This window comes from Pseudomonas sp. ADAK13 (assembly GCF_012935715.1).
Classification (GTDB): domain Bacteria; phylum Pseudomonadota; class Gammaproteobacteria; order Pseudomonadales; family Pseudomonadaceae; genus Aquipseudomonas.
Genome location: NZ_CP052860.1, coordinates 2,757,761 through 2,783,015 on the forward strand (window position 1 = coordinate 2,757,761; position 25,255 = coordinate 2,783,015).

The 25,255-nt window shown below is 61.6% G+C and carries 22 protein-coding genes; 11 read left to right on the top strand and 11 right to left on the bottom strand.

Annotation, left to right across the window (positions count from 1 at the left end; all coding sequences use genetic code 11):
- Positions 1-13: 13 nt before the first annotated feature.
- Entirely contained in the window at positions 14-1,009 is a 996-nt protein-coding gene (locus HKK54_RS12840; RefSeq protein ID WP_169386945.1) for an ArsR/SmtB family transcription factor, read from the bottom strand.
- Positions 1,010-1,257: 248 nt separating this feature from the next.
- On the opposite strand from HKK54_RS12840, the gene tkt reads away from it, so the two are divergent.
- The 6 genes from tkt (at position 1,258) to fba (ending at position 7,540) form a co-directional block, all read left to right on the top strand.
- Complete coding sequence (gene tkt / locus HKK54_RS12845; RefSeq protein ID WP_169386946.1) at positions 1,258-3,255, top strand: transketolase; 1,998 nt, start codon at positions 1,258-1,260, stop codon at positions 3,253-3,255.
- Between the two features lie 137 nt (positions 3,256-3,392).
- Entirely contained in the window at positions 3,393-4,442 is a 1,050-nt protein-coding gene (epd, locus tag HKK54_RS12850; protein WP_010167590.1) for an erythrose-4-phosphate dehydrogenase, read from the top strand.
- A 19-nt stretch (positions 4,443-4,461) separates the two neighbouring features.
- Positions 4,462-5,625: a phosphoglycerate kinase gene (locus tag HKK54_RS12855; protein WP_010167588.1), complete on the top strand. Its 1,164-nt coding sequence runs from the start codon at positions 4,462-4,464 to the stop codon at positions 5,623-5,625.
- Between the two features lie 29 nt (positions 5,626-5,654).
- Complete coding sequence (locus HKK54_RS12860; RefSeq protein ID WP_010167587.1) at positions 5,655-5,882, top strand: hypothetical protein; 228 nt, start codon at positions 5,655-5,657, stop codon at positions 5,880-5,882.
- Between the two features lie 60 nt (positions 5,883-5,942).
- A complete protein-coding gene (locus HKK54_RS12865) occupies positions 5,943-6,278 on the top strand; it encodes an MliC family protein (RefSeq protein ID WP_010167585.1) in 336 nt (111 codons plus the stop codon).
- 197 nt (positions 6,279-6,475) lie between these two features.
- Complete coding sequence (gene fba / locus HKK54_RS12870; protein ID WP_003177554.1) at positions 6,476-7,540, top strand: class II fructose-bisphosphate aldolase; 1,065 nt, start codon at positions 6,476-6,478, stop codon at positions 7,538-7,540.
- Between the two features lie 56 nt (positions 7,541-7,596).
- Here fba and alr read toward each other — a convergent pair whose 3' ends face one another.
- Both alr and HKK54_RS12880 read right to left on the bottom strand, forming a co-directional pair.
- Positions 7,597-8,826, bottom strand: coding sequence for an alanine racemase (gene alr / locus HKK54_RS12875; protein ID WP_169386947.1), 1,230 nt, complete (start codon positions 8,824-8,826; stop codon positions 7,597-7,599).
- Between the two features lie 141 nt (positions 8,827-8,967).
- The gene (locus tag HKK54_RS12880; RefSeq protein WP_010167573.1) at positions 8,968-9,633 is read right to left on the bottom strand and encodes a polysaccharide lyase family 7 protein; all 666 of its coding nucleotides are present in this window, start codon (positions 9,631-9,633) and stop codon (positions 8,968-8,970) included.
- Positions 9,634-9,941: 308 nt separating this feature from the next.
- Between HKK54_RS12880 and HKK54_RS12885 the strand changes: the two genes are divergently transcribed.
- The 3 genes from HKK54_RS12885 to HKK54_RS12895 are packed head-to-tail and all read left to right on the top strand — an operon-like array spanning position 9,942 to position 12,913.
- Positions 9,942-12,053 (top strand): putative bifunctional diguanylate cyclase/phosphodiesterase, encoded by a 2,112-nt coding sequence (locus tag HKK54_RS12885; protein WP_169386948.1) that lies wholly within the window; start codon positions 9,942-9,944, stop codon positions 12,051-12,053.
- A gap of 43 nt (positions 12,054-12,096) precedes the next feature.
- Positions 12,097-12,597: a M48 metallopeptidase family protein gene (locus tag HKK54_RS12890; RefSeq protein ID WP_010167569.1), complete on the top strand. Its 501-nt coding sequence runs from the start codon at positions 12,097-12,099 to the stop codon at positions 12,595-12,597.
- Positions 12,598-12,616: 19 nt separating this feature from the next.
- On the top strand, positions 12,617-12,913 hold the full coding sequence (locus HKK54_RS12895; protein ID WP_010167567.1) for a winged helix-turn-helix domain-containing protein: 297 nt from the start codon (positions 12,617-12,619) through the stop codon (positions 12,911-12,913).
- 131 nt (positions 12,914-13,044) lie between these two features.
- Here the strand turns inward: HKK54_RS12895 and HKK54_RS12900 are convergent, their stop codons facing one another.
- Positions 13,045-13,497, bottom strand: a complete 453-nt coding sequence (locus HKK54_RS12900; RefSeq protein ID WP_010167565.1) for a GNAT family N-acetyltransferase — start codon at positions 13,495-13,497, stop codon at positions 13,045-13,047.
- A 221-nt stretch (positions 13,498-13,718) separates the two neighbouring features.
- On the opposite strand from HKK54_RS12900, the gene HKK54_RS12905 reads away from it, so the two are divergent.
- Positions 13,719-14,456 carry a substrate-binding periplasmic protein gene (locus HKK54_RS12905; protein WP_010167563.1) on the top strand — a complete coding sequence of 246 codons (738 nt, stop codon included), beginning with the start codon at positions 13,719-13,721 and terminating at the stop codon, positions 14,454-14,456.
- 88 nt (positions 14,457-14,544) lie between these two features.
- On the opposite strand, the gene yccS is transcribed toward HKK54_RS12905, so the two are convergent.
- The gene (gene yccS, locus HKK54_RS12910; protein ID WP_169386949.1) at positions 14,545-16,728 is read right to left on the bottom strand and encodes a YccS family putative transporter; all 2,184 of its coding nucleotides are present in this window, start codon (positions 16,726-16,728) and stop codon (positions 14,545-14,547) included.
- On the opposite strand from yccS, the gene HKK54_RS33790 reads away from it, so the two are divergent.
- Entirely contained in the window at positions 16,727-16,858 is a 132-nt protein-coding gene (locus tag HKK54_RS33790) for a hypothetical protein (RefSeq protein WP_272903150.1), read from the top strand. The two genes, yccS and HKK54_RS33790, sit on opposite strands and share 2 nt — an antisense overlap.
- A 108-nt stretch (positions 16,859-16,966) precedes the next feature.
- On the opposite strand, the gene HKK54_RS12915 is transcribed toward HKK54_RS33790, so the two are convergent.
- The 6 genes from HKK54_RS12915 to HKK54_RS12940 all read right to left on the bottom strand — a co-directional run bounded on the left by HKK54_RS12915 (position 16,967) and on the right by HKK54_RS12940 (position 25,220).
- Entirely contained in the window at positions 16,967-18,145 is a 1,179-nt protein-coding gene (locus HKK54_RS12915) for an NAD(P)/FAD-dependent oxidoreductase (protein ID WP_169386950.1), read from the bottom strand.
- A 163-nt stretch (positions 18,146-18,308) separates the two neighbouring features.
- A complete protein-coding gene (dbpA, locus tag HKK54_RS12920) occupies positions 18,309-19,646 on the bottom strand; it encodes an ATP-dependent RNA helicase DbpA (RefSeq protein WP_237151081.1) in 1,338 nt (445 codons plus the stop codon).
- 130 nt (positions 19,647-19,776) lie between these two features.
- Positions 19,777-21,204 carry a multidrug transporter subunit MdtD gene (gene mdtD, locus HKK54_RS12925; RefSeq protein ID WP_003216894.1) on the bottom strand — a complete coding sequence of 476 codons (1,428 nt, stop codon included), beginning with the start codon at positions 21,202-21,204 and terminating at the stop codon, positions 19,777-19,779.
- Positions 21,205-21,241: 37 nt separating this feature from the next.
- On the bottom strand, positions 21,242-22,132 hold the full coding sequence (locus HKK54_RS12930; RefSeq protein ID WP_169386951.1) for an alpha/beta fold hydrolase: 891 nt from the start codon (positions 22,130-22,132) through the stop codon (positions 21,242-21,244).
- 329 nt (positions 22,133-22,461) lie between these two features.
- On the bottom strand, positions 22,462-23,778 hold the full coding sequence (locus HKK54_RS12935; protein ID WP_169386952.1) for a TldD/PmbA family protein: 1,317 nt from the start codon (positions 23,776-23,778) through the stop codon (positions 22,462-22,464).
- Positions 23,778-25,220, bottom strand: a complete 1,443-nt coding sequence (locus tag HKK54_RS12940) for a TldD/PmbA family protein (RefSeq protein ID WP_169386953.1) — start codon at positions 25,218-25,220, stop codon at positions 23,778-23,780. The genes HKK54_RS12935 and HKK54_RS12940 overlap by 1 nt, the downstream gene beginning before the upstream one ends.
- Positions 25,221-25,255 lie beyond the last annotated feature (35 nt).

Consider the following 25,255-nt stretch of genomic DNA (forward strand, 5'->3'; position numbering starts at 1 on the left):
GTTTTCCTGATATTTACCGATGGTGAGTGTCGCCAGCCGGCCGCTGAAAATGGCGGACCTGAATCTGGAAACCATTACGTAAACCTACATAGAGGCTTTCCCCGGGAACGAGTCCCGCAGCGGTGGCCCAACGGGCCAAATCGTCCTGTTCAAAACCCAGCCAGAGATCACCGCAGGCCTCCCTGGCCCAACTCTGGTTGTGGCTGCATAAATCCGTAATCAGCAGACTGCCGCCGGGTTGCAGCAAATTCGCCATCTGCTTGAGGGCTTCTGCCGGGGCGGCGAAATGGTGCAGGACCATGTTCAGCACCACGCAGTCGGCCCGCAGGCGGGTGTCATTCAGGGCGTCGGCCAACTGCAGGCGAACATTGCCCAGTGCCTCGCGCTCACACAGTTGGCGGGCCAGCTCCAGCATGGCCGGGCTGTTGTCCAGCGCCGTGACCTGATGAAAGCGCCGCGCCAGTTCTGGCAGGAAACCACCATCGCCAGGCCCGACTTCCAGTGCCGTCGCTTCATTACTGAAGCTCAGCTTGTCCAAAAGTGCCAACACGCTTTCGCGGTATTGCGCCAAGCCGGCGATCAAGTCTTGCTGGGCGCGAAACTTCTCGGCTACCCGTGAGAAAAAGTCCTGGCTGGCCGCAGCGCGTTGCCCGTGCACCTGGCTGATGCGCGATTGAACATCCACCGGCAGGCTCAGGTTGTCGACTTCTTCGAGTAGCGCGGCGTGCAGCTTGCCGCCCAACTGTTCGGTGTGAGGCAGGGCGCGCCGGTAAAAAATCGCATTGCCTTCACGGCGGGTGGCCACCAGGTCGGCCTGGGCCAGGACCTTCAAGTGATGGCTCATGCCGGACTGGCCAATGGCGAAGATTTGCGCCAACTCCAGCACCCCGAACGAGTCGTTGGTCAGCGCACGCAGCACATTCAGGCGCAGCGGATCACCGCCGGCCTTGCACAGGGCTGCCAGCTCGTCGCTGTCATCGGGGCGAATGGAAGGTGCGCTTACGTTCATAAGGCCAGCAGTCTAGAGACGGTGGGAAAACCCCGCAAGGGCAATATCAAAAAGTTTTGATATTGGTCGATAATCGGTGGTTATAAGCAGTCGCTATAACCTATGGACGAACCGGTAAACGGTTTCTCCAGCCAATCCGCAGGAAAAACACCCTCAAGTGACTATCTGTCATTGCCCCGAGGGCCGTGGCTGAGGGAAAATGCCGATCCTTTTTTCCGTTTCTTTTATTCAACTCCAGGAGATCAGCGATGCCCAGCCGTCGTGAGCGTGCCAACGCCATTCGTGCCCTCAGCATGGATGCCGTGCAAAAAGCCAACAGCGGCCATCCCGGTGCCCCGATGGGCATGGCGGATATCGCCGAGGTACTTTGGCGTGACTACCTGAAACACAACCCGAGCAACCCGTCGTTCGCCGACCGTGACCGCTTCGTGCTGTCCAACGGCCATGGCTCGATGCTGATCTACTCGTTGCTGCACCTGACCGGCTACGACGTCACCATCGACGACCTGAAGAACTTCCGCCAAATCCACAGCCGCACTCCGGGCCACCCGGAATACGGCTACACCCCAGGCGTCGAGACCACCACCGGCCCACTGGGCCAGGGCCTGGCCAACGCCGTGGGTTTTGCCCTGGCTGAAAAAGTCCTGGGCGCGCAGTTCAACCGTCCAAACCACAACGTTGTCGACCACCACACCTACGTGTTCCTGGGTGATGGCTGCATGATGGAAGGCATTTCCCACGAAGTCGCTTCCCTGGCCGGTACCCTGGGCCTGGGCAAGCTGATCGCCTTCTACGATGACAACGGCATCTCCATCGACGGCGAAGTCGAAGGCTGGTTCACCGACGACACGCCAAAGCGTTTCGAAGCCTACAACTGGCAGGTGATCCGCAACGTCGACGGCCACGATCCTGAAGAGATCAAGACTGCCATCGACACCGCCCGCAAGAGCGAGCAGCCGACCCTGATCTGCTGCAAGACCACCATCGGCTTCGGTTCGCCGAACAAGCAAGGTAAAGAAGACTGCCACGGCGCCCCATTGGGTGACGCGGAAATCGCCCTGACCCGCGCTGCGCTGAAATGGAACCACGGCCCGTTCGAAATCCCGGCCGACATCTACGCCGAATGGGACGCCAAGGAAGCAGGCAGGGCTGCCGAAGCCGAGTGGGACCAGCGTTTCGCTGCCTACTCCGCCGAATTCCCGGAACTGGCCAACGAGCTGGTACGTCGCCTCGCCGGTGACCTGCCTGCCGACTTCTCGGAAAAAGCCTCGGCCTACATCGCCGAAGTGGCTGCCAAGGGCGAAACCATCGCCAGCCGTAAAGCCAGCCAGAACACCCTGAACGCATTCGGCCCGCTGCTGCCCGAGTTCCTCGGCGGCTCGGCTGACCTGGCCGGTTCCAACCTGACCCTGTGGAAAGGTTGCAAAGGTGTCTCGGCTGAAGACGCCAGCGGCAACTACATGTACTACGGCGTGCGCGAATTCGGCATGAGCGCCATCATGAACGGCGTCGCCCTGCACGGCGGCCTGGTGCCTTACGGCGCGACCTTCCTGATGTTCATGGAATACGCACGCAACGCGGTACGCATGGCGTCGCTGATGAAGAAGCGTGTGATCTTCGTCTACACCCACGACTCCATCGGCCTGGGCGAAGACGGCCCGACGCACCAGCCGGTCGAGCAATTGACCAGCCTGCGTACCACGCCGAACCTGGACACCTGGCGCCCATCGGACGCGGTCGAATCGGCTGTGGCCTGGAAGCACGCGATCGAGCGTAAAGATGGCCCTTCGGCGCTGATCTTCTCCCGTCAGAACCTGCAGCACCAAACCCGCGACGCGGCGCAGATCGAAGGCATCAGCCGCGGTGGCTATGTGCTGAAAGACTGCATCGGCGAGCCGGAGCTGATCCTGATCTCCACTGGTTCCGAAGTGGGCCTGGCGGTTCAGGCGTACGACAAGCTGACCGCTGCTGGTCGCAACGTGCGTGTGGTTTCCATGCCGTGCACCAGCGTCTTCGAGGCTCAGGATGCGGACTACAAGCAATCGGTGCTGCCGTTGCAGGTCAGCGCGCGTATCGCCATCGAAGCGGCTCACGCCGACTACTGGTACAAGTACGTGGGCCTGGAAGGCCGCGTAATCGGCATGACCACCTACGGTGAGTCGGCGCCGGCGCCGGCGTTGTTCGAAGAGTTCGGTTTCACCCTGGAAAATATCCTGGGTCAGGCTGAAGAGCTGCTGGAAGACTAAGTAAGTCTGCGTTGTCTGTGCTGTTGCTATCGCGGGCAAGCCCGTTCCCACATTTGATCTCGGTCTAATGTGGGAGCGGGCTTGCCCGCGATGGCGATGGAACATTCAACACTGAACGAACATTGATCGAGAACCCCATGCCTCAACCGCGTCCTTACAAAGTTGCACTCAACGGCTACGGCCGGATTGGTCGTTGCGTCTTGCGTGCTCTGGTCGAGCGAGGGGCGGCGGCCGGGTTTGAAATTGTTGCGATCAACGATCTGGCGGACATGGCCAGCATCGAATACCTGACACGCTTTGACTCCACCCACGGCCGGTTCCCGGGCGAGGTGCGGGTCGAGGACGACTGTCTGCATATTAATGGCCACTGCGTGAAGGTATTGCGCAGTGCCACCCCCGAGGGCATCGACTGGGCGGCGCTGGACGTCGACCTGGTGCTGGAATGCTCCGGTGCCTATCACACCCGTGCCGATGGCCAGCGTTTTCTCGACGCCGGTGCGCCACGGGTATTGTTCTCCCAGCCGATGGCCAGCGAGGCGGATGTCGACGCCACCATCGTCTACGGCGTGAACCAGGATTGCCTGACCGGCGCCGAACTGCTGGTGTCCAACGCCTCCTGCACCACCAACTGCGGCGTGCCGCTGTTGCGCCTGCTGGACCAGGCCATTGGCCTGGAATACGTGTCGATCACCACCATTCACTCGGCGATGAACGATCAGCCGGTGATCGATGCCTACCACCATGAAGACCTGCGTCGTACGCGTTCGGCGTTTCAGTCAGTGATTCCGGTGTCCACCGGGCTTGCGCGGGGTATCGAGCGACTGTTGCCGGAACTTGCCGGGCGAATCCAGGCCAAAGCCGTACGGGTACCGACGGTGAATGTGTCTTGCCTGGACATCACCCTGCAAACCGTCAGCGACACCGACGCCGGTGAAGTCAACCGGATCCTGCGCGACGCCGCCACCAGCGGCCCGCTCAAAGGCTTGTTGGCGTACACCGAGTTGCCGCACGCCAGCTGTGATTTCAACCACGACCCGCATTCGGCCATCGTCGATGCCAGCCAGACCCGCGTTTCCGGCCCACGGCTGGTGAACATCCTGGCGTGGTTCGACAACGAATGGGGTTTTGCCAACCGTATGCTGGACGTTGCAGAACACTATCTGCAAACAGCCTCTCCACAACTTTAGCTCTCAGGAATTGCCCCCCATGACCGTGTTGAAGATGACCGACCTCGATCTGCAAGGTAAGCGCGTACTGATCCGCGAAGACCTCAACGTCCCAGTCAAGGACGGTGTTGTCACCAGCGATGCGCGAATCCTGGCCTCGCTGCCGACCATCAAGCTGGCCCTGGAAAAAGGCGCGGCCGTGATGGTCTGCTCCCACCTGGGTCGCCCGACCGAAGGTGAGTTTTCGGCAGAAAACAGCCTCAAGCCAGTGGCCGAATACCTGAGCAAGGCCCTGGGCCGCGACGTGCCGCTGGTAGCCGACTACCTGAACGGCGTGGACGTGAAGGCCGGCGACATCGTGTTGTTCGAAAACGTGCGCTTCAACAAGGGCGAGAAAAAGAACAGCGACGAACTGGCCCAGCAATACGCCGCCCTGTGCGACGTATTCGTGATGGACGCCTTCGGCACTGCTCACCGTGCCGAGGGCTCGACCCATGGCGTGGCCAAGTTCGCCAAGGTCGCTGCAGCTGGCCCGTTGCTGGCCGCTGAACTGGAAGCCTTGGGCAAGGCACTGGGCGCTCCGGCCCAACCGATGGCCGCCATCGTTGCCGGCTCCAAGGTGTCCACCAAGCTCGACGTATTGAACAGCCTGAGCCAGATCTGCAATCAACTGATCGTCGGCGGCGGCATTGCCAACACCTTCCTGGCCGCTGCCGGTCACCCGGTGGGCAAGTCGCTGTACGAGCCGGACCTGCTGGACACCGCCCGCGCCATCGCCGCCAAGGTCAGCGTACCGCTGCCGGTTGACGTGGTGGTTGCCAAGGAGTTCGCTGAAAGCGCCGAAGCCACCGTCAAGCTGATCGCTGACGTTGCCGCCGACGACATGATTCTGGATATCGGCCCGCAAACGGCGGCCAATTTCGCCGAACTGCTGAAATCGTCCCAGACCATCCTGTGGAACGGTCCGGTCGGTGTGTTCGAGTTCGATCAGTTCGGCAACGGCACCAAAGTGCTGGCCCACGCTATCGCTGAAAGCTCGGCATTCTCGATTGCCGGTGGTGGCGACACCCTGGCGGCCATCGATAAATATGGCGTTGCTGACCAGATCTCCTACATTTCTACCGGTGGTGGTGCGTTCCTCGAATTCGTCGAAGGCAAGGTACTGCCGGCCGTTGAAGTGCTGGAAAGCCGGGCGAAGGGCTGAGGCACTTGCTGAGGAAAAGGAGCATTCCGATGATCAAGTCGTTGGCACTGGTGATCGCAGCGGGCCTGTTGGCCGGCTGCGGGAGCACCCCGAACGCGGAGGCCGAGCCTGAAAAGGCCGGGGCTGCGCCGCGAAAGAGTTGCTACCAGGCCGACTGGCAAGCCGAAACCATGCCGGTGATCAACAAGCGCATCGGGCCGGACGGATTGGAGAAATACGACTCCCCGCCCAAAGGTCAGGAACAGGGTTGCCCTTGACGGGTCTGATTCAATAACCGACAGCAGCGGTGGCCGCAGGTCGCCGCTTGAGGATTGGCAATGAAAGGCGTTTTCGCCCTGGCAGCACTGGCTTTATTGGCCGGATGCACCAACCTGAACATGTTCGACAAGAAGGCAGAGCCGGTAGACAAGTGGACCACCTGGACGTGTGACAGCCAGGCGCAAGTCAACTGGCGCTTCGCCGACCAGGCCCACACCCAGGTGGATGTACGCCTGGGTGGTTCGGACCAGGTTTACCGCCTCAAGCAGGACGTGGCGGCGTCGGGCGTGCTGTACAGCGACGGCCAGTTGGCGTTTCACACAAAAGGTGAGGAAGGCCTGGTTTACTGGGTTGCCACCGATGATTTGATCGGGCGCGGCTGTAAAGCTCAATAGCGCGCCGCGATCACCTGTAGGAGCCGGCTTGCTGGCGATAGCGTCAGCCGCCATCGCCGGCAAGCCGGCTCCTACAGACAGGTTTAACGATTAAGCAGGGCAGGCATTGAAAGCCTGACCTTCAATAACTTGAATAGCAGCCGCCGCTACGGCAGGCTTGCACGATTAACGACCCTCGACCGGGAGAGAGACTCACAATGGCACTTATCAGCATGCGCCAGATGTTGGACCACGCAGCCGAATTCGGCTATGGCGTTCCAGCCTTCAACGTCAACAACCTTGAGCAGATGCGCGCCATCATGGAAGCCGCTGACAAGACTGACTCTCCAGTGATCGTCCAGGCTTCGGCCGGTGCGCGTAAATACGCCGGCGCCCCGTTCCTGCGTCACCTGATCCTCGCCGCGATCGAAGAATTCCCGCATATCCCGGTGTGCATGCACCAGGACCACGGCACCAGCCCTGACGTGTGCCAGCGCTCCATTCAGCTGGGCTTCAGCTCGGTGATGATGGACGGTTCCCTGGGTGAAGACGGCAAGACCCCGACCGACTACGAATACAACGTACGCGTTACCCAACAAACCGTCGCCATGGCGCACGCCTGCGGCGTTTCGGTTGAAGGCGAGCTGGGTTGCCTGGGTTCCCTGGAAACCGGCATGGCCGGTGAAGAAGACGGTATCGGCGCCGAAGGCGTACTGGATCACAGCCAAATGCTGACCGACCCGGAAGAAGCTGCCGACTTCGTCAAGAAGACCCAGGTTGATGCCCTGGCCATCGCCATCGGCACCAGCCACGGCGCCTACAAGTTCACCAAGCCGCCTACCGGCGACGTGCTGGCCATCGACCGCATCAAGGAAATCCACAAACGCATCCCCAACACCCACCTGGTGATGCACGGTTCTTCCTCGGTACCGCAAGAGTGGCTGGCGATCATCAACCAGTACGGCGGCGACATCAAAGAAACCTACGGCGTGCCGGTTGAAGAAATCGTTGAAGGCATCAAGTACGGCGTGCGCAAGGTCAACATCGACACCGACCTGCGTCTGGCGTCCACCGGTGCGATGCGTCGCCTGATGGCCACCAACCCGAGCGAATTTGACCCACGTAAATTCTTCGGCGCTACCGTGACTGCCATGCGTGACGTGTGCATCGCGCGTTACGAAGCCTTCGGTACGGCGGGCAACGCTTCGAAGATCAAGCCGATCTCCCTGGAAGCGATGTACCAGCGTTACCTGAAAGGTGAGTTGAACGCCAAGGTCAACTAAGCCCTACGCGTTAATGAAAAAGCCCGCAGCGATGCGGGCTTTTTTGTGGCCGTGATTTACCTGTCCACCAACACCTTCGGATTCGAGTTACCCCACACCGTATACAGATCCGCCAGCAACGCCCCGTTGATGTCTTCAACCTCCGCCTGGGTGGTCTCCACCGCACCCTGCTTGCCGAACAACACCACCTCGTCGCCGCTCTTCACGGTCGGCACGTCGGTGACATCCACCATCAGGGTGTTCATCGACACCTTGCCCACCACCGGCACGCGATGGCCGTTGATCAGCACTACGCCTTTGTTGGTAAACGCCCGGCGGTAGCCGTCGGAATAGCCCACGGTGATGTTCGCCAGTTTCGAATCCCGCGCCAGGGTGTAGGTGCGGTCGTAGCCCACGGTGTTGCCCTTCGGATAGCTGTTGACCGACGCCACGTGGGATTTGAACTGCATCACCCGCTTGTATTCGGTGAACGACGGCACGGTATCGCCAAACAGCAGGCCGCCCGGACGAACCATGTCCAGCCGCGACTCGGGCACTTCCAGGGTGGCGAAGGAGTTGGCGGCGTGCAGGGTGATTTTACTGCGGTCGAGCTGGGCGACGTTGATCAGCCAGTTGGCCTGTTCATTGAACGCCTTGAGCCCGGTGCGTACGTCGGCGGCGTCTTCGACGGCGAAGTGGGTCATGATCGCTGTCACCTGCAGGTTCGGCACCTTGGTAATGGCTACGGCGTCGCGGCGGCCTTGGGCGGTGGTCATTTCCACGCCGTTGCGGCTCATGCCGCTGGAGTTCAGGCCCAGGTGCACAACCAGCGGGCGGCCGTGGTTTTCGGCGATCAGGCTGGCGCGCACGGCGAAATCCAGGTTGCCCACCAGCTCTTCGACGTTATACGGCAACGCAGCTTCCAGCTCGCTCAGGGCGGCGGTGCGTACACGGATCAGTTGGCCTTTGAAGCCGCTTTCACGGACCACGCGGGCTTCTTCGTTGCTGGCAATGCCGACACAGGGCACGCCCAGTTTGATCACCGACGGCATCAGCAAGCCGATGCCGTGGCCGTAGGCATCTGCCTTGAGCACGGCGCAGATTTTCGATTTGTCGGCGAGGCTGGCTTGCAGGGTGCGGATGTTGTTTTCGAAGGCGACTTTGTTGATTTCGACCCAGGCGTTGCTGTCCTGGATGTTGAGCTGAGCCACCCCGTCGGCCATCGAGAGGGGCGGGGCGGCGAAGGCCGGGTTTTGCAGCAGAGCCATGCCCAGGGAGAGGGCGAGCAGGGTGCGGGAAAAGGGCATTGAGCAGTCTCCATGACTTTCTTATAGGGGGTAGTGCGCGTGTGCGGCGCCATACTCGGATTGTCCTACAAGAAAGTCGAGACCCTGGGTCGCGGTTCTGTCCTAAAGCGTCGTGGGACCGGTCGCTGAAGCGAATCAGCGTCAGTCGTGGTCAATGTCCAGCTTTGCAAAGGTCACCCGGGCGCCTTCCTTGCTGTTGCCACTGTTGTCCTGCACGTAGGCGCCGGCCTTGAAGTACAGCGGTTGTTTGCCCCACGCCGCGCCAATGCGTTCGTTCCACTGCCCGCTGGCCGCGTCGACACTCAACAGGCCGGCTTTATTCAGGTGGATGACGTAGGTGAAGTTGCGGTCCAGCGGCACGTTTTCGGCAACGATGATCACCCGCCCTTCATCTTCATTGGGGCGCATGCGCACCTTGGCGACGATGTTACCGGTCTGGGTTTTTTCCTTGTACTGGTACTCGACCTTGATCAGCGGCTTCTGGCTGTCGTAGGCGTGGATTTGGCCGATGACGACCTTGCCGGAAGACGGCACCTGGTTGACCGCCAACGTGGCTCGCAGGAAGTTGTCGGCATCGCCATACAGCCAGTTGCGCAGGCGACCATCGGCGTAGGTTTCCCGCAGTTCGCTGCGGGGGTAAACAGCGTTCTCGGTACGTGTGCCGGTGACCGGGGTCCAGAATTGCACGCTGCTGCCTTCGGCCTGGAAGTACTGGTCCTTGAACCCACTGAGCAGTTTCGGGGTGTCGATGGTCGAGGGCGGGGAGCCGACGGGGATGCTCAGGTTCCAGGTGGACAGATCAATCATTGAAAGCGCCTTTAACAGGGGGAGAAGGTTGCGGCTCGAGAGCTGGCGCTTTCTTTATAGGTGGCTGGAAATGGATTGTTAATGATTTTGTGGCGGTTTATTGGCGTCATCTAAATGTCAAAAAGCCATGTTTCCCGTAAACCGGGGGCTGTAGACACTGACCGTTAGTCGGTTGTCCGGACTTTGGCTCAATGATGGCACCGTCATGGCTTCTGCTTTGGGGGATCCAGGTCTAGAGTGAGTCCTTATTGTTTATCCGGGTTTTTCGCAAAAATGACCGGAACGACTCCGACGGAAGAGAAGCAGCAATGGAATGCGCTCCAATCAAGCCCCGCGATGGTTGTTCAGTGCTTTTGGTGGTCGATGACTATCCCGAAAACCTGATCAGCATGCGTGCGCTATTGCAGCGTGACGACTGGTGTGTGGTGACGGCGGCATCGGGGGTTGAAGCCCTGGGATTGCTGCTCGAACATGACGTCGACCTGGTGCTGCTGGACGTGATGATGCCCGGCATGGACGGGTTCGAGGTGGCCCGGCTGATGCGCGGCAGCCAGCGCACGCAAATGACCCCGATCATCTTTCTCAGTGCCCACGCTCAGTCGCCGGCGGCAATGCTGGAAGGGTACGCCAGTGGCGCCATTGACTATCTGCTCAAACCCTTCGACCCGAATATCCTCAAGCCCAAGGTCCATGCCCTGCTGGAGCACCAGCGCAACCGCCGTGCCTTGCAGCGGCTGAGCCATGACCTGGAGTCGGCGCGGGCCTTCAATGCCTCGGTGCTGGACAACGCCGCCGAAGGCATCCTGGTGGTGGGCGAAGACGGGGTGATCAGCTACGCCAACCCGGCGATTTCGCGGTTGCTGAATGCGCCGGTCGCCGAGATCCAGGGCGCCGAGTTCCTCGGTTTTTTGCAGAAGCCCCATGTGCCTGGCTGGTCCGACTCTGCCTTGTATGAAGGCTACAAACGTGGCGAAACCTGGCGCCTGCACGATGCAATCCTGCGCACCGCGCCGGGCCAGCAACTGCCGGTGGCTATGTCGTGCGCGCCGCTGCCGGCCGAGCAGAAAGCCATGGTGGTCACGGTGCTGGACATGTCCGAGGTGCGCCACTTGCATCAGCAACTGGAGTTCCAGGCTGTCACCGACCCGCTGACCGGCCTGCTTAACCGGCGCGGGTTTCACCAGTCGGTGGAGAATGTGCTGTTGCGCAGTGAGCGTAACGAGCAATCGCTGGTGCTGCTGTACCTGGACCTCGACGGGTTCAAGCGGGTGAATGATTCCCTGGGGCACGACGCCGGCGACCGGGTGCTGCGCTGGGTTTCGGAGCAGTTGAAGGCGTGCCTGCGCTCCTACGACATTCTTGGCCGCATGGGCGGTGACGAATTCACCGCGTTGCTGGAGCTGGAATTTCCGGAACAGGCGGCCAAGATTGCGGAAAAACTGATCGAACGGGTGTCGATCTGTCAGCAGGTCGACGGCCTGGACGTGATGCTCGGCGTCAGTATCGGCATCGCGACCTTCCCGGACTGCGGCTCGGACCTTAACGGCCTGCTGCGCGCGGCGGACGTCGCCATGTACGAAGCCAAGCGCGCCGGGCGTCAGCAGTACCGCTACTACGACCAGGAAATGAACGGCCGGGCCCGCTCGCGCCTGATGCTCGAAGACAGCGTGCGCAGCGCCATCGAGAGTAAGGATTTCACCCTGGTGTACCAGCCGCAGGTGTCGCTGCACGACGGCCACCTGCGCGGTGTCGAGGCGTTGCTGCGCTGGCAGCATCCGAGCGTCGGCGATGTGCCGCCGGGGCTGTTCTTGCCGTTGCTGGAAGAGGCACGCCTGATCAGCCAGTTGAGCACCTGGATCTATCAACAGGTGGCCGCCCAGCGGCGGGCCTGGACAGCGGTGCTCAGCGATGAGTTGGTGCTGAGCGTGAGCTTGAGCAGCAGCCAGTTCAATATGCCGAACCTGGCCAGCCAGCTGCAGCAGGTGCTGGAGCGACATGGGCTGCAAGGCCGGCAGCTGGAGGTGGAGATCAGTGAGGAAAGCCTGATGCACAACCTGGAAGAGTCCACCAAGCAACTCAAGCTGTTGCGCGGGGCGGGTGTGCGGATTGCTCTGGATGATTTCGGCGCAGGCAACTGCTCCCTGGCGCACCTGCGGGACCTGGAATTCGACACCCTCAAGCTCGACCCCAAGCTGGTCGCCCGTGTTCCGGGTTCATCCCGGGATGCGGCGATGGCCCGGAGCATTATCGAGCTGTGCCGCCATTTCGACCTGCTGGTGATCGCTGAGGGCGTCGAGACTCAGGAGCAAGTTGAGTGGCTCAAGGCCAACGGCTGCCAGTTCGCCCAGGGGCCGCAGGTAGCGCCGCCATTGATCGCCGATGAAATTGCCGACTGGCACCTGCGCGCAGCGCCCCACTGAATTCGCTACACTGGCGGCCATTCAAATACCCGTTGTTGACCCCATGACCGCGCTGAAATACCTCCAGGCCTACCCCGCAGCATTGCAGGAGCAAGTGCGCCAGTTGATTGCCAAGGACCAACTGGGCGACTACCTGACCCAGCGTTATCCCGAGCGCCACGGCGTGCAGAGCGACAAAGCCCTGTACAGCTACGCCCAGGCCCTGAAGCAGGAGCACCTGCGCAACGCGCCGGCCATCGACAAAGTGTTGTTCGATAACCGCCTGGACCTGACCCACCGCGCTCTTGGCCTGCACACCACCATCTCCCGGGTGCAGGGGGGCAACCTCAAATCGAAGAAAGAAATCCGCATCGCTTCGCTCTTCAAGGAAGCCGCGCCGGAGTTTCTGCGCATGATCGTGGTACACGAACTGGCGCACTTCAAGGAATCGGACCACAACAAGGCGTTCTACAAACTCTGTGAGTACATGCTGCCGGGCTACCATCAGGTGGAATTCGACCTGCGGGTGTACCTGACCTGGCGGGACCTGCAAGGCAAGCCCTAACCTTCAAAGGCGATCGAGCATGGATGTGAGCAAGACCAAAAGCAGCTTCTACCGGCGCCTCTACGTGGCGTATCTGATCGACAGCCAACGGGCCAGCAGCGTCCCGGCGCTGACCGAGGTCACGGGCATGCCCCGGCGCACTGCCCAGGACACGATCGCGGCCTTGGCGGACCTGGACATTGTGTGTGAGTTTGAACAGGAAGACGGCGCCCGCAACCATGCCGGGCGCTATCGGATTCGTGATTGGGGCGCAATTGATCGGCGCTGGATCGAGGCGAACCTAAGCCAGATCAAGCGCGTACTGGATTATCCCTGACCCTGTGGCGAGTGGGCTTGTCCCCCATTGGGCTGCGAAGCGGCCCCAAAAAAGCGGGAGCGCTGCGCACTCCAACGGGGGACAAGCCCCCTCACCACAGGACAAGCCCCCTCACCACAAAAGCCCAGTGCTCAGGCCCGACGCATACCAATGTGTGGAATATCATCCTCAAGGTATTCCTCGCCCGCCACCACGAACCCATACCGCCCGTAATACCCCTGCAAATGCGCCTGGGCCGACAGATAGATCGGCACCTCAGGCCAGTGTTTCTCTGCCTGCCTGAGGGCTTCATCCATCATCTGGTGGCCCAACCCGGTGCCCCGTGCGCCTGGCGCCACGATCACCCGGCCAATCACCACATCGCCGCCCTGTGATTCAGGATCAAGCAGGCGCAGGTAGGCCTGCAATTGACCGTCGTCCCAGGCCATCAGGTGATGGGTATCACCGTCCAAGTCCTGGCCATCGATGTCCTGGTATACGCATTTCTGCTCGACAACGAAGACCTCCGAACGCAGGCGCAAGACGGCGTACAGCTGTTCTTTGCCCAAGTCATTGTGGTGTTTGCAGACCCATTCGACTGTCATGGTGTTCTCTCGGCTAATTGTCTGGTCAGGATAGTAAGCGCGCGGGAGGCGAGTGTCTAAATTGCGGATTTTTTGTGAGTGAGATCAATTTGCCATCATTCTGTGCAGGCGTGGCTGCCGTCTTTGTGTAATCTGCAGTACAGGCTCATTGATGAGCTACTGTTAAACCCTCGGGTTTGCCCCTGAGGTCAGGCCATAGAACGCCCGCCAAGGACTTGAGCATGCCGCGATTTTCTCGTGCCGTTGCTTTGATCGGTTTGTTGTTGCTGGCCCAGACGGCGGCGGCAGAGCGTTTGCGCCTGGTGGCGGATGCCTGGCCGCCGTTTACCGACGCCACCCTGATCAATGGCGGGTTGGCCACCGATATCGTGACTACCGCCCTGGCCCGTGCCGGCTACGCCAGTCAGTTTGAACAGGTGCCATGGGCCCGGGCGCTGATGGGCGTGGGTGACGGGCGTTACGATGTGCTGGTCAACGCCTGGTACGACGACGCGCGTACCCAGCTGGGGCAGTTTTCCGGTGAATACCTGCTCAATCGGGTGTTGTTTCTAAAGCGGCGTGACGATCCCATCGAGTTCCAGAACCTGCAACAACTTCACGACTATCCCATCGCTGTGGTGCGCGGGTATGCCTATTCGGCCGCGTTCGACGCCGATCCGCAGTTGCAGAAAGTCCCTGTGCATAGCTTTGCCATGGCGGTGCGTATGCTGGCGGCGCAGCGGGTGCGGCTGACGGTGGAGGATGAATTTGTCGCCCGTTACTACCTGGCCCGGGAGTCCGCCACCGTACGCAACGCGGTGGAGTTTTTGCCGGTGCCGCTGAGCGAAAACAGCCTGCACATTCTGGTCAGCCTGAAAAACCCGCAACACGAGCAGATCGTCGCAGGGTTTGATCGGGAGATCGCGAAAATGAAAGCGGATGGCAGTTATGCACGGTTGATGAAGCAGCACGGGATGTAGTGTTTTGGAGGGCCCCATCGCGGGCAAGCCCGGCTCCCACAGGAGTACTCGGTCAACTGTGGGAGCCGGGCTTGCCCGCGATAGCGGTTTAATCCGCGCCGGTATCTTTGATCAAGTGGGCTGCCAAGGTGCGCAACGGCCCCAATTGCCGGCAGATCAGCGCCAACTGCGTCTGCACCAGCCGCTGTCCCTCGTCGATCTCATCCGGCATCTGCTCCAGATCCACCGCCAACGCTTCTTCCGCATCACTCTGGATCGCGATCGGCTGCTTGTTGGCCAGCCCCGTGGCGATCTCGTCAATGCTCGCCGCCAGCGTCTTCCCGGCGCCGTCGATCAGGTGCTCGCGAACTTCGGCCGGCAGTTGGGTTTCACGGTGTGCACCGAGGCCCGAGAGGTAGCTGAGCAGGGTGTGGGACAGCACCAGGAACCTGAACCCCACATCCGCTTCCTTACGGAAATGCCCCGGTTCCATCAGCATGTTGGCCAGGGTGGTGGACAGCGCCGCGTCGGCGTTGTGGGCGTTGCGCCGGGCCAGGCGGTAAGCCAGGTCGTCGCTTTTGCCGGCGGCGTATTGCTGCATGATCTGGCGCAGGTAGATGCTGTTGCAGGTCAGGGTGTTGGCCAGCACCTTGTTCAGGCGTCGGCCCTGCCAGTCCGGCAGGAACAGGAACACCGCCAGCCCGGCGATCAGGCTGCCAAGCAACGTATCGAACAAGCGCGGCAGGAACAGCCCGTAGCCGTCGCCCACCTGGTTGAAGCAGAACAGCACCATCAGCGTGATCGCCGCGGTCGCCAGGGTGTAGCGGGTGGTGCGGTTGATAAAGAACACCAGGCCGGCGGCGATGGCGAACATCGACTGGATCAGCGGGTTGGGGAACAGGTCGAACAGCGCCCAGGCGATGGTCAGGCCGATGGCGGTGCCGATGATCCGCTGGCCCAGCTTGCGACGGGTGGCGCCGTAGTTCGGCTGGCACACGAACAAGGTGGTGAGGATGATCCAGTAGCCCTGGGACGGGTGAATCAAGTGCACCATCCAGTAGCCGATACTCAGCGCCAGGGGCAGGCGCAGGGCGTGGCGGAACAGCAAGGACGTCGGCGTCAGCTGTGTGCGCAGGCGTGTCCACATTTCCTTGAGGTTGCGCGGTGCACGGTCCAGCAGGCTGCTGTCGGTGGCATCCGCCAGGCTGTCGGGGTTGGCGGCGTCGCCCAGCAGGCGGTCCAGGGTCGACAGGTTGGCCGCCAGGGCGCGCAGGGAGCGCAGCAGGCCGCGCCAGGCCGGGTTGCTCTGGATGCGCAGGTGTTCCAGGGAGGCATTCAGGTCGCCCAGGGCTTCGGCGAAGCTGTCGTCATAGACGAAGGGCTGGCGCATCTGGATCGATTCGGCGAGGGTCTGGCAGGCCTTGCCTTGCTGGCGCAGCAGGCGCTGGCAGCGGAACAGCACGTCGCTGTGGAAGAAGGCTTCGGCGAGGGCGTTGTAAGGGTAATGCGAGGAACTGGCCCGTTCGTGGATGTCTTGGGCCAGGAAGTACAGCTTGAGGTAGCGGCTGACCTTGGAGCCCGGGCGACCGTTGCCGACCCGGTGCAGGATGATTTCCTTGGCGGCATTCAGCGCCGCCACCACCCGGCCATTTTGCTGCGCCAGTTCCAGGCGCCGTGCTTCCACATCCAGCTGGCGGATCGGCTCGAACAGCGACGACTTGAGCTTGAGGTAGCGCCCCAGCTCGCGAAACAGCCGAGCCAGGCTCTGCTGCACCGGCTGGTTGGAAAACAGCACCTGCCACAACACCGACAGCACGCCGTACCACGCGGCACCGGCCACCAGCAGCAAGGGCTCATGCCAGAAGTCAGTGACCGCGCCACCGCGCTGGTCCACGCCGATCATGGTGTAGACCGAGAGAATCAGGGTGGCCGACGCAATGGCCCCATAACGCTCGCCCAACGCACCGAGCATGGTCAGGCCGAAGCTTGAGAGCGCCAGGAAAATCGCGAAGATCCAGGGATAGGGAAACAGCAGTTCGACGGAGAGTGCGGCGGTGCTGAAGCACACCAGTGTCACGGCGAGGGCGTTGAGCCGGCCTTGCCAGTTGTCATCGGTCTCGGCCAGGGCGCTCGCGATAATTCCAAGGAACAACGGGATCAGCAGCGCCATTTCATTTTGGTACCAGCACAGCGCCATGCTGCCGGTCAGGGCGATGAATACCCGTACGCTGTAACTGAACTTGTCCAGTGCCCAAAGGCGCCGCATGGACTGCTTGAAGGAGGTCGATGACATGAAGTCTGGGGTCTTCCGGGACGATGCCGCTAAATTGAGCTATCAAGGACGCCACGGCAAGCGTGGCGATCACATCCAACAGCAAAATTTATTAAAGGCATTCTCTCAAGAACACCCCAAACCAATGTAGGAGCTGGCTTGCCTGCGATGGCGGTGTGTCAGTCAATCAAGATGTTGAAGGTGCCGGCCTCATCGCAGGCAAGCCAGCTCCCACCGTTTGACCGAGTACATCCCTGAATCAGGCAAATTGAGCGGCTGCATACCCGGAAGCCCACGCCCACTGGAAGTTGAACCCGCCCAGGTGACCGGTCACATCCAACACTTCCCCGATGAAGTACAAACCGGGGCTTTTCAGGGACTCCATGGTCTTGGACGAGACTTCCCGCGTGTCTACCCCACCCAGGGTAACCTCGGCGGTGCGATAGCCTTCAGTGCCCGCCGGTACCAGCTGCCAGCTCCCCAGTTTGCCGGCGATGTCGGCAATCTCGGCGTGGGTGTACTGCTTCATCGGCTTGGAAACGAACCAGGTTTCGGCCAGCAGGTTGGCCATCTTCTTGGTGAAGATCTCACCCAGCAGGGTTTTCAACTCGCTGTTCGGGCGCTCAACCTGTTGCTCCTGCAGCCAGGCGTGGGCGTCGTGGTCGGGCAGCAGGTTGATTTCCACGGTGTCGCCGGGTTCCCAGTACGAGGAAATCTGCAGGATCGCCGGCCCGCTCAGGCCGCGGTGGGTAAACAGGATGTTCTCGCGAAAGCTCTGGTCATTGCAGCTCACCAGGCAATCCACGGAAGTACCGGACAGCTCGCCGCACAACTCCTTGAGCTGGTCGGTGATAGTGAACGGTACCAGCCCGGCGCGGGTTGGCAGCAGTTCATGGCCGAACTGCCTGGCCACCTGGTAACCAAAACCGGTGGCGCCCAGGGTCGGAATCGACAGCCCGCCGGTGGCGATCACCAACGACTCGCAACGCAGCTCACCGAGGGTGGTTTGCAACTGATAGCCGCTGTCGACCTTGGCAATTTCCTGCACCGAGGTGTCCAGGTGCATGCTCACGCCCACCTGGATGCACTCATCCAGCAGCATCCCGAGGATGTCGCTGGACTTGTTGTCGCAAAACAGTTGGCCGAGTTTTTTCTCGTGGTACGGCACGCCGTGCTTGGCCACCAGCCCGATGAAATCCCACTGGGTGTAGCGGGCCAGGGCGGACTTGCAGAAGTGCGCATTGTGGGACAGGAAGTTGGCCGGCTCGGTGTACATATTGGTGAAATTGCAGCGGCCACCGCCGGACATCAGGATCTTTTTGCCGGCCTTGTTCGCGTGGTCGATCAACATCACCTTGCGCCCACGCCCGGCGGCGGTCAGCGCACACATCAAGCCTGCGGCGCCGGCGCCAATGATCACAACTTCGGTCGAGCGCACAGCCATGTCCTCACAAAAATATTGATCTGAAATGCAATCAAATGTGGGAGCTGGCTTGCCTGCGATGCAGCCGACTCAGTCTGTCTGTCAGATCGAGTTGATGCTATCGCAGGCAAGCCAGCTCCCACATTGATTCGGTTCCTTCAACAGGAACGCGGTGTTTTTACAGGATGCGCACGCGCAACGAACGGCCTTTGATCTTGCCGTCATTCAAGCGCTGCAGCGCCTGCTTGGCGATCCCGCGTTCCACGGCCACGAACGCCTGGAAATCAAAGATCGCGATCTTGCCAACCTGGGCACCGGGAATCCCGGCGTCACCGGTCAATGCGCCAAGGATGTCACCCGGGCGGACCTTGTCTTTACGGCCGGCGGCAATGCACAGGGTGCTCATCACCGGCAGCAATGGGCCGCCGCTCTGAGGCTTGAGGTTGTCCAGTTGGTCCCAGTTCAGCGGCGACTTCTGCAACTGCTCGATGGCCTGGGCGCGGTGGGCTTCGGACGGTGCAACCAGGCTGATCGCGATACCGGTCTCACCGGCACGGCCGGTACGGCCCACGCGGTGAATGTGGATTTCCGAGTCGCGGGCCAGTTCGACGTTGATCACCATGTCCAGTGCATCAATGTCCAGGCCACGGGCGGCAACGTCGGTGGCGACCAGTACCGAAGTACTGCGGTTGGCGAACATCGCCAGCACCTGGTCACGGTCGCGCTGTTCCAGGTCGCCATGCAGGCCGACGGCGGAAATGCCTTTGGCGGTCAGGTGGTCGACGGTTTCCTGCACTTGCTGCTTGGTGAAGCAGAACGCTACGCAAGACGCCGGACGGAAATGCGCCAGGACCTTGGTCACCGCGTCCATGCGCTCTTCCGGGGAAATCTCGTAGAAACGCTGCTCGATCTGGTCGTCCGAGTGGAACGCTTCGGCCTTGACCTGCTGCGGCGCGCGCATGAATTTCGAGGCCAACTGCTTGATGCTCACCGGGTAGGTGGCCGAGAACAGCAGGGTCTGGCGGCGGGCCGGGGTCTTGCTGATGATGTCTTCGATGGCGTCGTAGAAGCCCATGTCGAGCATGCGGTCGGCTTCATCGAGGATCAGCGTGTTCAAGCCGTCCAGCACCAGCGAACCCTTGCGCAGGTGCTGCTGGATGCGGCCCGGGGTGCCGACGATGACGTGTGCGCCGTGCTCCAGGGAAGCGATCTGTGGGCCGAGGGACACGCCGCCGCAGAGGGTCAGCACCTTGATGTTGTCTTCGGCGCGGGCCAGGCGACGGATTTCCTTGGCAACCTGGTCAGCCAGCTCGCGGGTCGGGCACATCACCAGGGCCTGGCAGCCGAAGTAGCGCGGGTTGATCGGGTTCAGCAGGCCGATGCCGAAGGCCGCGGTCTTGCCGCTGCCGGTCTTGGCCTGGGCGATCAGGTCCAGCCCTTTGAGGATCACCGGCAAGCTTTGCGCCTGGATCTGCGTCATCTCGACATAACCCAGAGAGTCGAGGTTAGCCAGCATGGCGGCGGAGAGCGGCAAAGTATTAAAAGCGGTGGCGATGGTAGTCACGGGACTGGCTCTGCAAAACAAAATGTCGCGCAGTGTACCAGTCCCGAAGGATTTTCCCTGCAAGTTCTAGACGAGAAGCCTGTTAATGCTCGATATCGTGCTCGCGGCTGACCACGCGTTTGCCGTCTTTTGGCGACAGTTGCAGGAAGATCGCCGCCGCCAGCATCGCCATGATGCCCACGGTGACGAAGGTCAGCTGGAACGCGCCGAGCACGGTGTCGACCCCGTCGTTGCCCACTTCTGCGGTGAAACCACCCAGCAGCGCACCGGCGCAGGCCACCCCGAGGCTCAGGGACAACTGCGCCACCACCGACAGCAAACTGTTGCCGCTGCTGGCCTGGGCGTCGTCGAGGTCGATCAGGGTCACGGTGTTCATCGCGGTGAATTGCAGCGAGTTGATCGCCCCGAGGATCGCCAGCATGCTCAGCAGCAGCGGGTAGGGCGTGTGTTCGCTGACCAGGCCCATGCTTGCCAGCATGATGCCCAGCGCCAGGGTGTTGCCGGTCAGCACCACGCGGTAGCCCAGGCGCTCGATCAGCGGCCGGGCGATGGACTTGGCAAACATCGCCGCCGCCGCCAGGGGCAGCATGCTCATCCCGGCTTCGGACGGTGAGTAACCCAACGCCACCTGCAACAGCAGCGGCACCAGGAACGGCAACGCACCGCTGCCGAGGCGGGCGAACAGGTTGCCGAGGATGCCCACGGCGAAGGTCCGGGTCTTGAACAGCACTGGGGAAAACAGTGGATTGTCGATATGCCCGGCCCGCAGCCAATAGGCCGCCAGGCACGCGAGGCCGCCGAACAGCAGCAACATCACCCGCAGGTGCGGCAGGTGCAATTCGCCGAGGCCTTCCATGGCGATGGTGATCAGCACCATCGCCGCGCCGAACAGCAGGAAACCCACGCCGTCGAACCGCGTGCGTTCGCTGCCGCGCAGGTCGGGAATGAATTTCCACACGGCGTAGCAGCCAATGATGCCCACCGGCAGGTTGATCAGGAAGATCCAGTGCCAGGTCAGGTATTGCACCATCCAGCCGCCCATGGTCGGGCCGAGCAACGGGCCGAGCAGCCCGGGAATGGTGATGAAGCCCATGATCCGCACCAGCTCCGAACGCGGGTAGGCGCGCAGCACCACCAGCCTGCCCACCGGCAACATCAAGGCACCACCGAGGCCCTGGATCACCCGCGCGCCCACCAGCATGGTCAGCGTGCTGGAGAGTGCGCAAAGCAACGAACCGATGCTGAACAGCATGATCGCGCCGAAGAAAATCTTCTTGGTGCCGAAGCGGTCGGCCACCCAACCCGAGGCGGGAATCAGCAAGGCCACCGTGAGCATGTAGGCGATCACCACGCCTTGCATGCGCAAGGGGTTCTCCGCCAGGTCCCGGGCCATGGCCGGCAAGGCGGTGTTGAGAATCGTCCCATCCAGCGACTGCATGAAGAAGGCAATCGCTACCACCCAGGGTAGCCAGCGGGCGGTCTTGGCATCGAGAGGGGCGCGATTCGGCATGAGTTACCTTTTTTGTTAGCAGCCTATGTGTCGGCGATTATGCGCTATCGGCAGCTCCTTTTCCCACTGGCGCTTCGTCTATATCTGACAACGCCACGTGCTTGCCCACCAGGAAATCGAGCAGCGCCCGGTGCACTGCCAGCGCCGCCTCGCGGGATTCCAGATCGAGCAAATGGCCGGTGTGTTCGGCGGTGGCGAAGCTGCTGCGCCCCACGTATTTTTTGAACAGTTGGGCTTCGTCTGCCGGGGTGTACTCGTCCAGGACGCCGTTGAGGAAGTGCACGGGGGTCTCGATCTGGGTCAATTGCGGCAGGTAGTTGCCGTCACCCAGCGCCAGCACCTGGTGGATATGGAAGCGCGCCTGGCGATACTCGGTGGTCGCCATGGTCGACAGGTGCCGGTGGTTATTGCGCTTGAGCCGCGGCGACAAATATTTGCCGACGGTTTCATTCAGCAAGTGGCCGACGGCGGACTTGTCATCGGCCTCGATCAGCACCCGCACCCGCTCTACGTATTCGAGCATCGCCTGGTTGAGGTTAGGCGCCAGCGCCATCACCACAGAGCTTTCAATGGACGGCGGGTTATGGGCCAGGGTCAGCAGCGTGGAAATCCCGCCCCACGAGGCAGACACCAGGTGGTTGACCTGAAAGCGCTCTACCAGTGCCCGCAGGATCTGCACTTCATCGTCCTTGGTCACAAGGTCGAGGTCGGTGTTGTGCGGGCGCGAATAGCCGGAGAACGGCAAGTCGAACATCAGCACATTGAAGTGCTCGGACAGGCACTTGCTGGTGCGGGCAAACGAGCGGGTGGTGGACAGCGCGCCATTGACCAACAGCACGGTTTTTTTCTCTGGGTTGTTACCCAACTGCTCTACGTGAACGTTGTAGTGCTTGAACAGCTTCTCAATGACAAAACTTCCATGGTTCATGTCAACGCTCCAGCTTGCCCTATCCCGGGCAAGGTCGTGCATCACTTGCGTACAAGTGGGTTGAGGACGGCGGGGTGTTGTTTGAGTTTTTTTACCGCGCGGACGTGGCTAGGTGCCACCAACCTTTATAACGAGGTTTCTCGCGAGCGACAACTGGCCGGACGGCCAGGTGTCTGGAGTGGGGTTTTGAGACCGAAGCGAATCTAGATGTGGAATGCAATCAAATGTGGGAGCGGGCTTGCCTGCGATAGCGCAGTGTCATTTAGCACATCTGGTACTGATACACCGCTATCGCGGGCAAGCCCGCTCCCACATGGGCTTTGCGTTGTTTACAAGGTCAGGGTCAGGCGTTTTACCAATGCGCCCGGTAATAGGTTGGACGAGGTGTTGCGCTGGCTGTAAGTACTCGCCGACAGCAGCAATTCCCGATCAGCGGTCAACGCTTCGAGTTGCGAGCCCAGCAGGCTGTACACGCTGTCATCAAAACGCATGGTGCTGACCGGCGCCTTGATCTCGCCGTCTTCGACCCAGAACGTGGCGAAGCGGGTCATGCCGGTCAGGCGCGCGGCGGGCTGGTCGGAGTAGTTCAGGTACCACAGGTTGCTGATGTACAAGCCGGTGCCCAATTGCTTGAGGATATCGGCCTGGGCCAGGCTGCCCGCCGCCATCTGCAACGCGCTGGGGGACTCATCGCTGCTGGCGCCGTTGGTGCTCAGGCCGTACTCGGCGGCGCTGCGGGAGTTCACCAGTTGGCCTTCGGCCTTGCCGCCGCTGATCAGCTTCACGTCGCTGCGTGGATAGCCATCGCGGGAAAACGCCGAACTCAGGGAGCCACTGACCTGTTCGTCCACGGCCACCAGCGGGCTCAAGGCTTGATCGCCTGCATACAGGCGCTGCAACGGGCTGCCCTTGCTGGCGATGGCCTGGGCGGAAAAACCGCCCCAGGTCAGCATGCTGATGATTTCTTCCATGGCCGCCGGAGCCAGGTAGGCGCGGTATTGCCCCGGTGCCAGCGGGTGCAGCGGGCGACCGAGGAACTCCAGTTGCTCGCGGGCCTGCTGGAAGCGTTGGGCGAAGGCCGCGCTGTCCCAATCGTTGCCGGCGTAGCTGGCCTTCACCGCTTCGCCGTTGGCGTGGAACAGGCTGAAGTCGAAGTTGAAACTGTTGGCCTGGTGCCAGCCGAAGGCGCCTGATGAACTGGCAAAGCCACGGCTGATAGGGCCGGCGGCGTAGAAGCCAACCATGTCCACGCCTTCAGCCGCCACGCTGATTGCTTCCAGCACCTGGGCCAGGTCCGGCAGTGGTCGGTCTTGCTGATCCTTGTTCTGCCAGGCGTTGTGATTGAGCAGCAGGTACGGGTCCTGCGGCAACAACGGCAGGGTCTCGCGCAGTTGTTGCAGGCCGTCGGCCAGGCGCTGGCGGTCCAGCTCAGGCTCGCCTGCCAGGGTGATGCCGAGGTCGGCGTGGCGCCCGTCATCAATCAGCTTCAGGTTCAGGCTGGCCTGTTGCACCTGGCCGGCCTGGCGCACTTTGCCGTGGTTGAAGCGCACGAACTCGGAAGACTCGTCGGCGTAGCCGAGGTGGAATTGTTCGCTGTCGGTGATGGCCTGTTTGAGCCAGTCCACCAGGGCTTTGAAATTGTTCATCAGGCATCTCCCCCGAATACATCCACGTTGCTGAACACACAGGCCGGCGACGCATGGCCGACGCGGATCACCTGGTTGGGTTCGCCCTTGCCGCAGTTCGGCGTGCCCAGCACCTTGAAGGTACTGGCGTCGCCAACGGCGCTGAGGTTGCGCCAGAACTGTGCGGAAATCGCCCGGTAGTTGGGGTTCTTCACCACGCCTTTGAGTTCGCCGTTTTCAATCAACTGGCCCCACTCGCAGCCGAACTGGAATTTGTTGCGCGCGTCGTCAATCGACCACGAACGGTTGGTGGACATCAGGATGCCATTCTCGATACCGCCAATCAGTTGCGCCATGTTCTGGTCGCCGGCCTCGATGTTCAGGTTGGCCATGCGGTCGATGGGCGCGCGGTTCCAGCTGCAAGCGCGGCTGTTGGCGACGCCGCCCATGCCGGAGCGGTATTGCGACAAAGCACCGCCCAATGGCTTGAGCAGCAGGCCTTCGCGGATCAGGAATTGTTTGCTGGCGCGGGTGCCGTCGTCGTCGTGCCCGTAGCTGGCGAGTTGCTCGGGAATGTCCGGGTCGAAGGTCACGTTGAGCAGGTTGGAGCCGTATTGCAGGTGGCCGAAGTCGCTGGCCTTGACGAAGCTGGTGCCGGCGTAATTGCGTTCATCACCGAGGATGCGGTCCAGTTCCAGCGGATGGCCAATGGATTCGTGGATCTGCAGGATCATCTGGTCAGGCATCAGCAGCAGGTCACGCGGCCCTTGCGGCGTATTCGGTGCCAGCAACAGTTGCAGCGCTTGATCGGCAATCTGCGGTGCGGCGCCTACCAGGCCGAAGCGGCTGATCACGTCAAACCCGCCTTGCTGGCCAAAGTTGGTGCCGCCCAGGGTGCGGGTCTGGCTGTCGTTGCCGTCGTAGGCCGTGACGTTCACGCCCGGGAACACAAAGCGCTGGGCCTGGCGCAGCTCGGCACCGGCGCTGTTGAGGTAGATCTGTTCGACGTGGGTGGTGCCCAGGCTGACTTCCCAGTTCACCAGGCGCTCGTCCTTGGGCACGGCGGCGGATTCGGCGCCCAGCAGTTGGTAGCAGTCGCTCAGGGACGGGAAGGGTTGGTCGAGGTTCGGCGACAGGTAATCGGCGATGTCGCTGGACACCGGCTGGTCACGCAGGTCGAGCAGGGCGTGGGGCTTGATCAGCCGGGCTTGCTGTTCGGCTCGCTCAAGGGCGGCTTGCAGGCCGGGCAGGGAAATGTCGTGGGTGGCGGCGTAGGCTTCGACGCCGTTGAGGCGCACGGTGAGCATCGCGCCTTCGTCCTGGCTCAGGTGCGGCGGCTCGGCGACGTTCTTGCGTACCGACAGGTACCGGCCAGACTCGCGGACATAGCGCAGGGAGAAGAATTCGGCAGTGGTGCGCAGGGCACTGAACTGCTTTTTGAGTGTGGCGTGGTGGTCGAACATGGGGCCTTCCTTGTGGGCGGCTCGGCGCGGGCAGG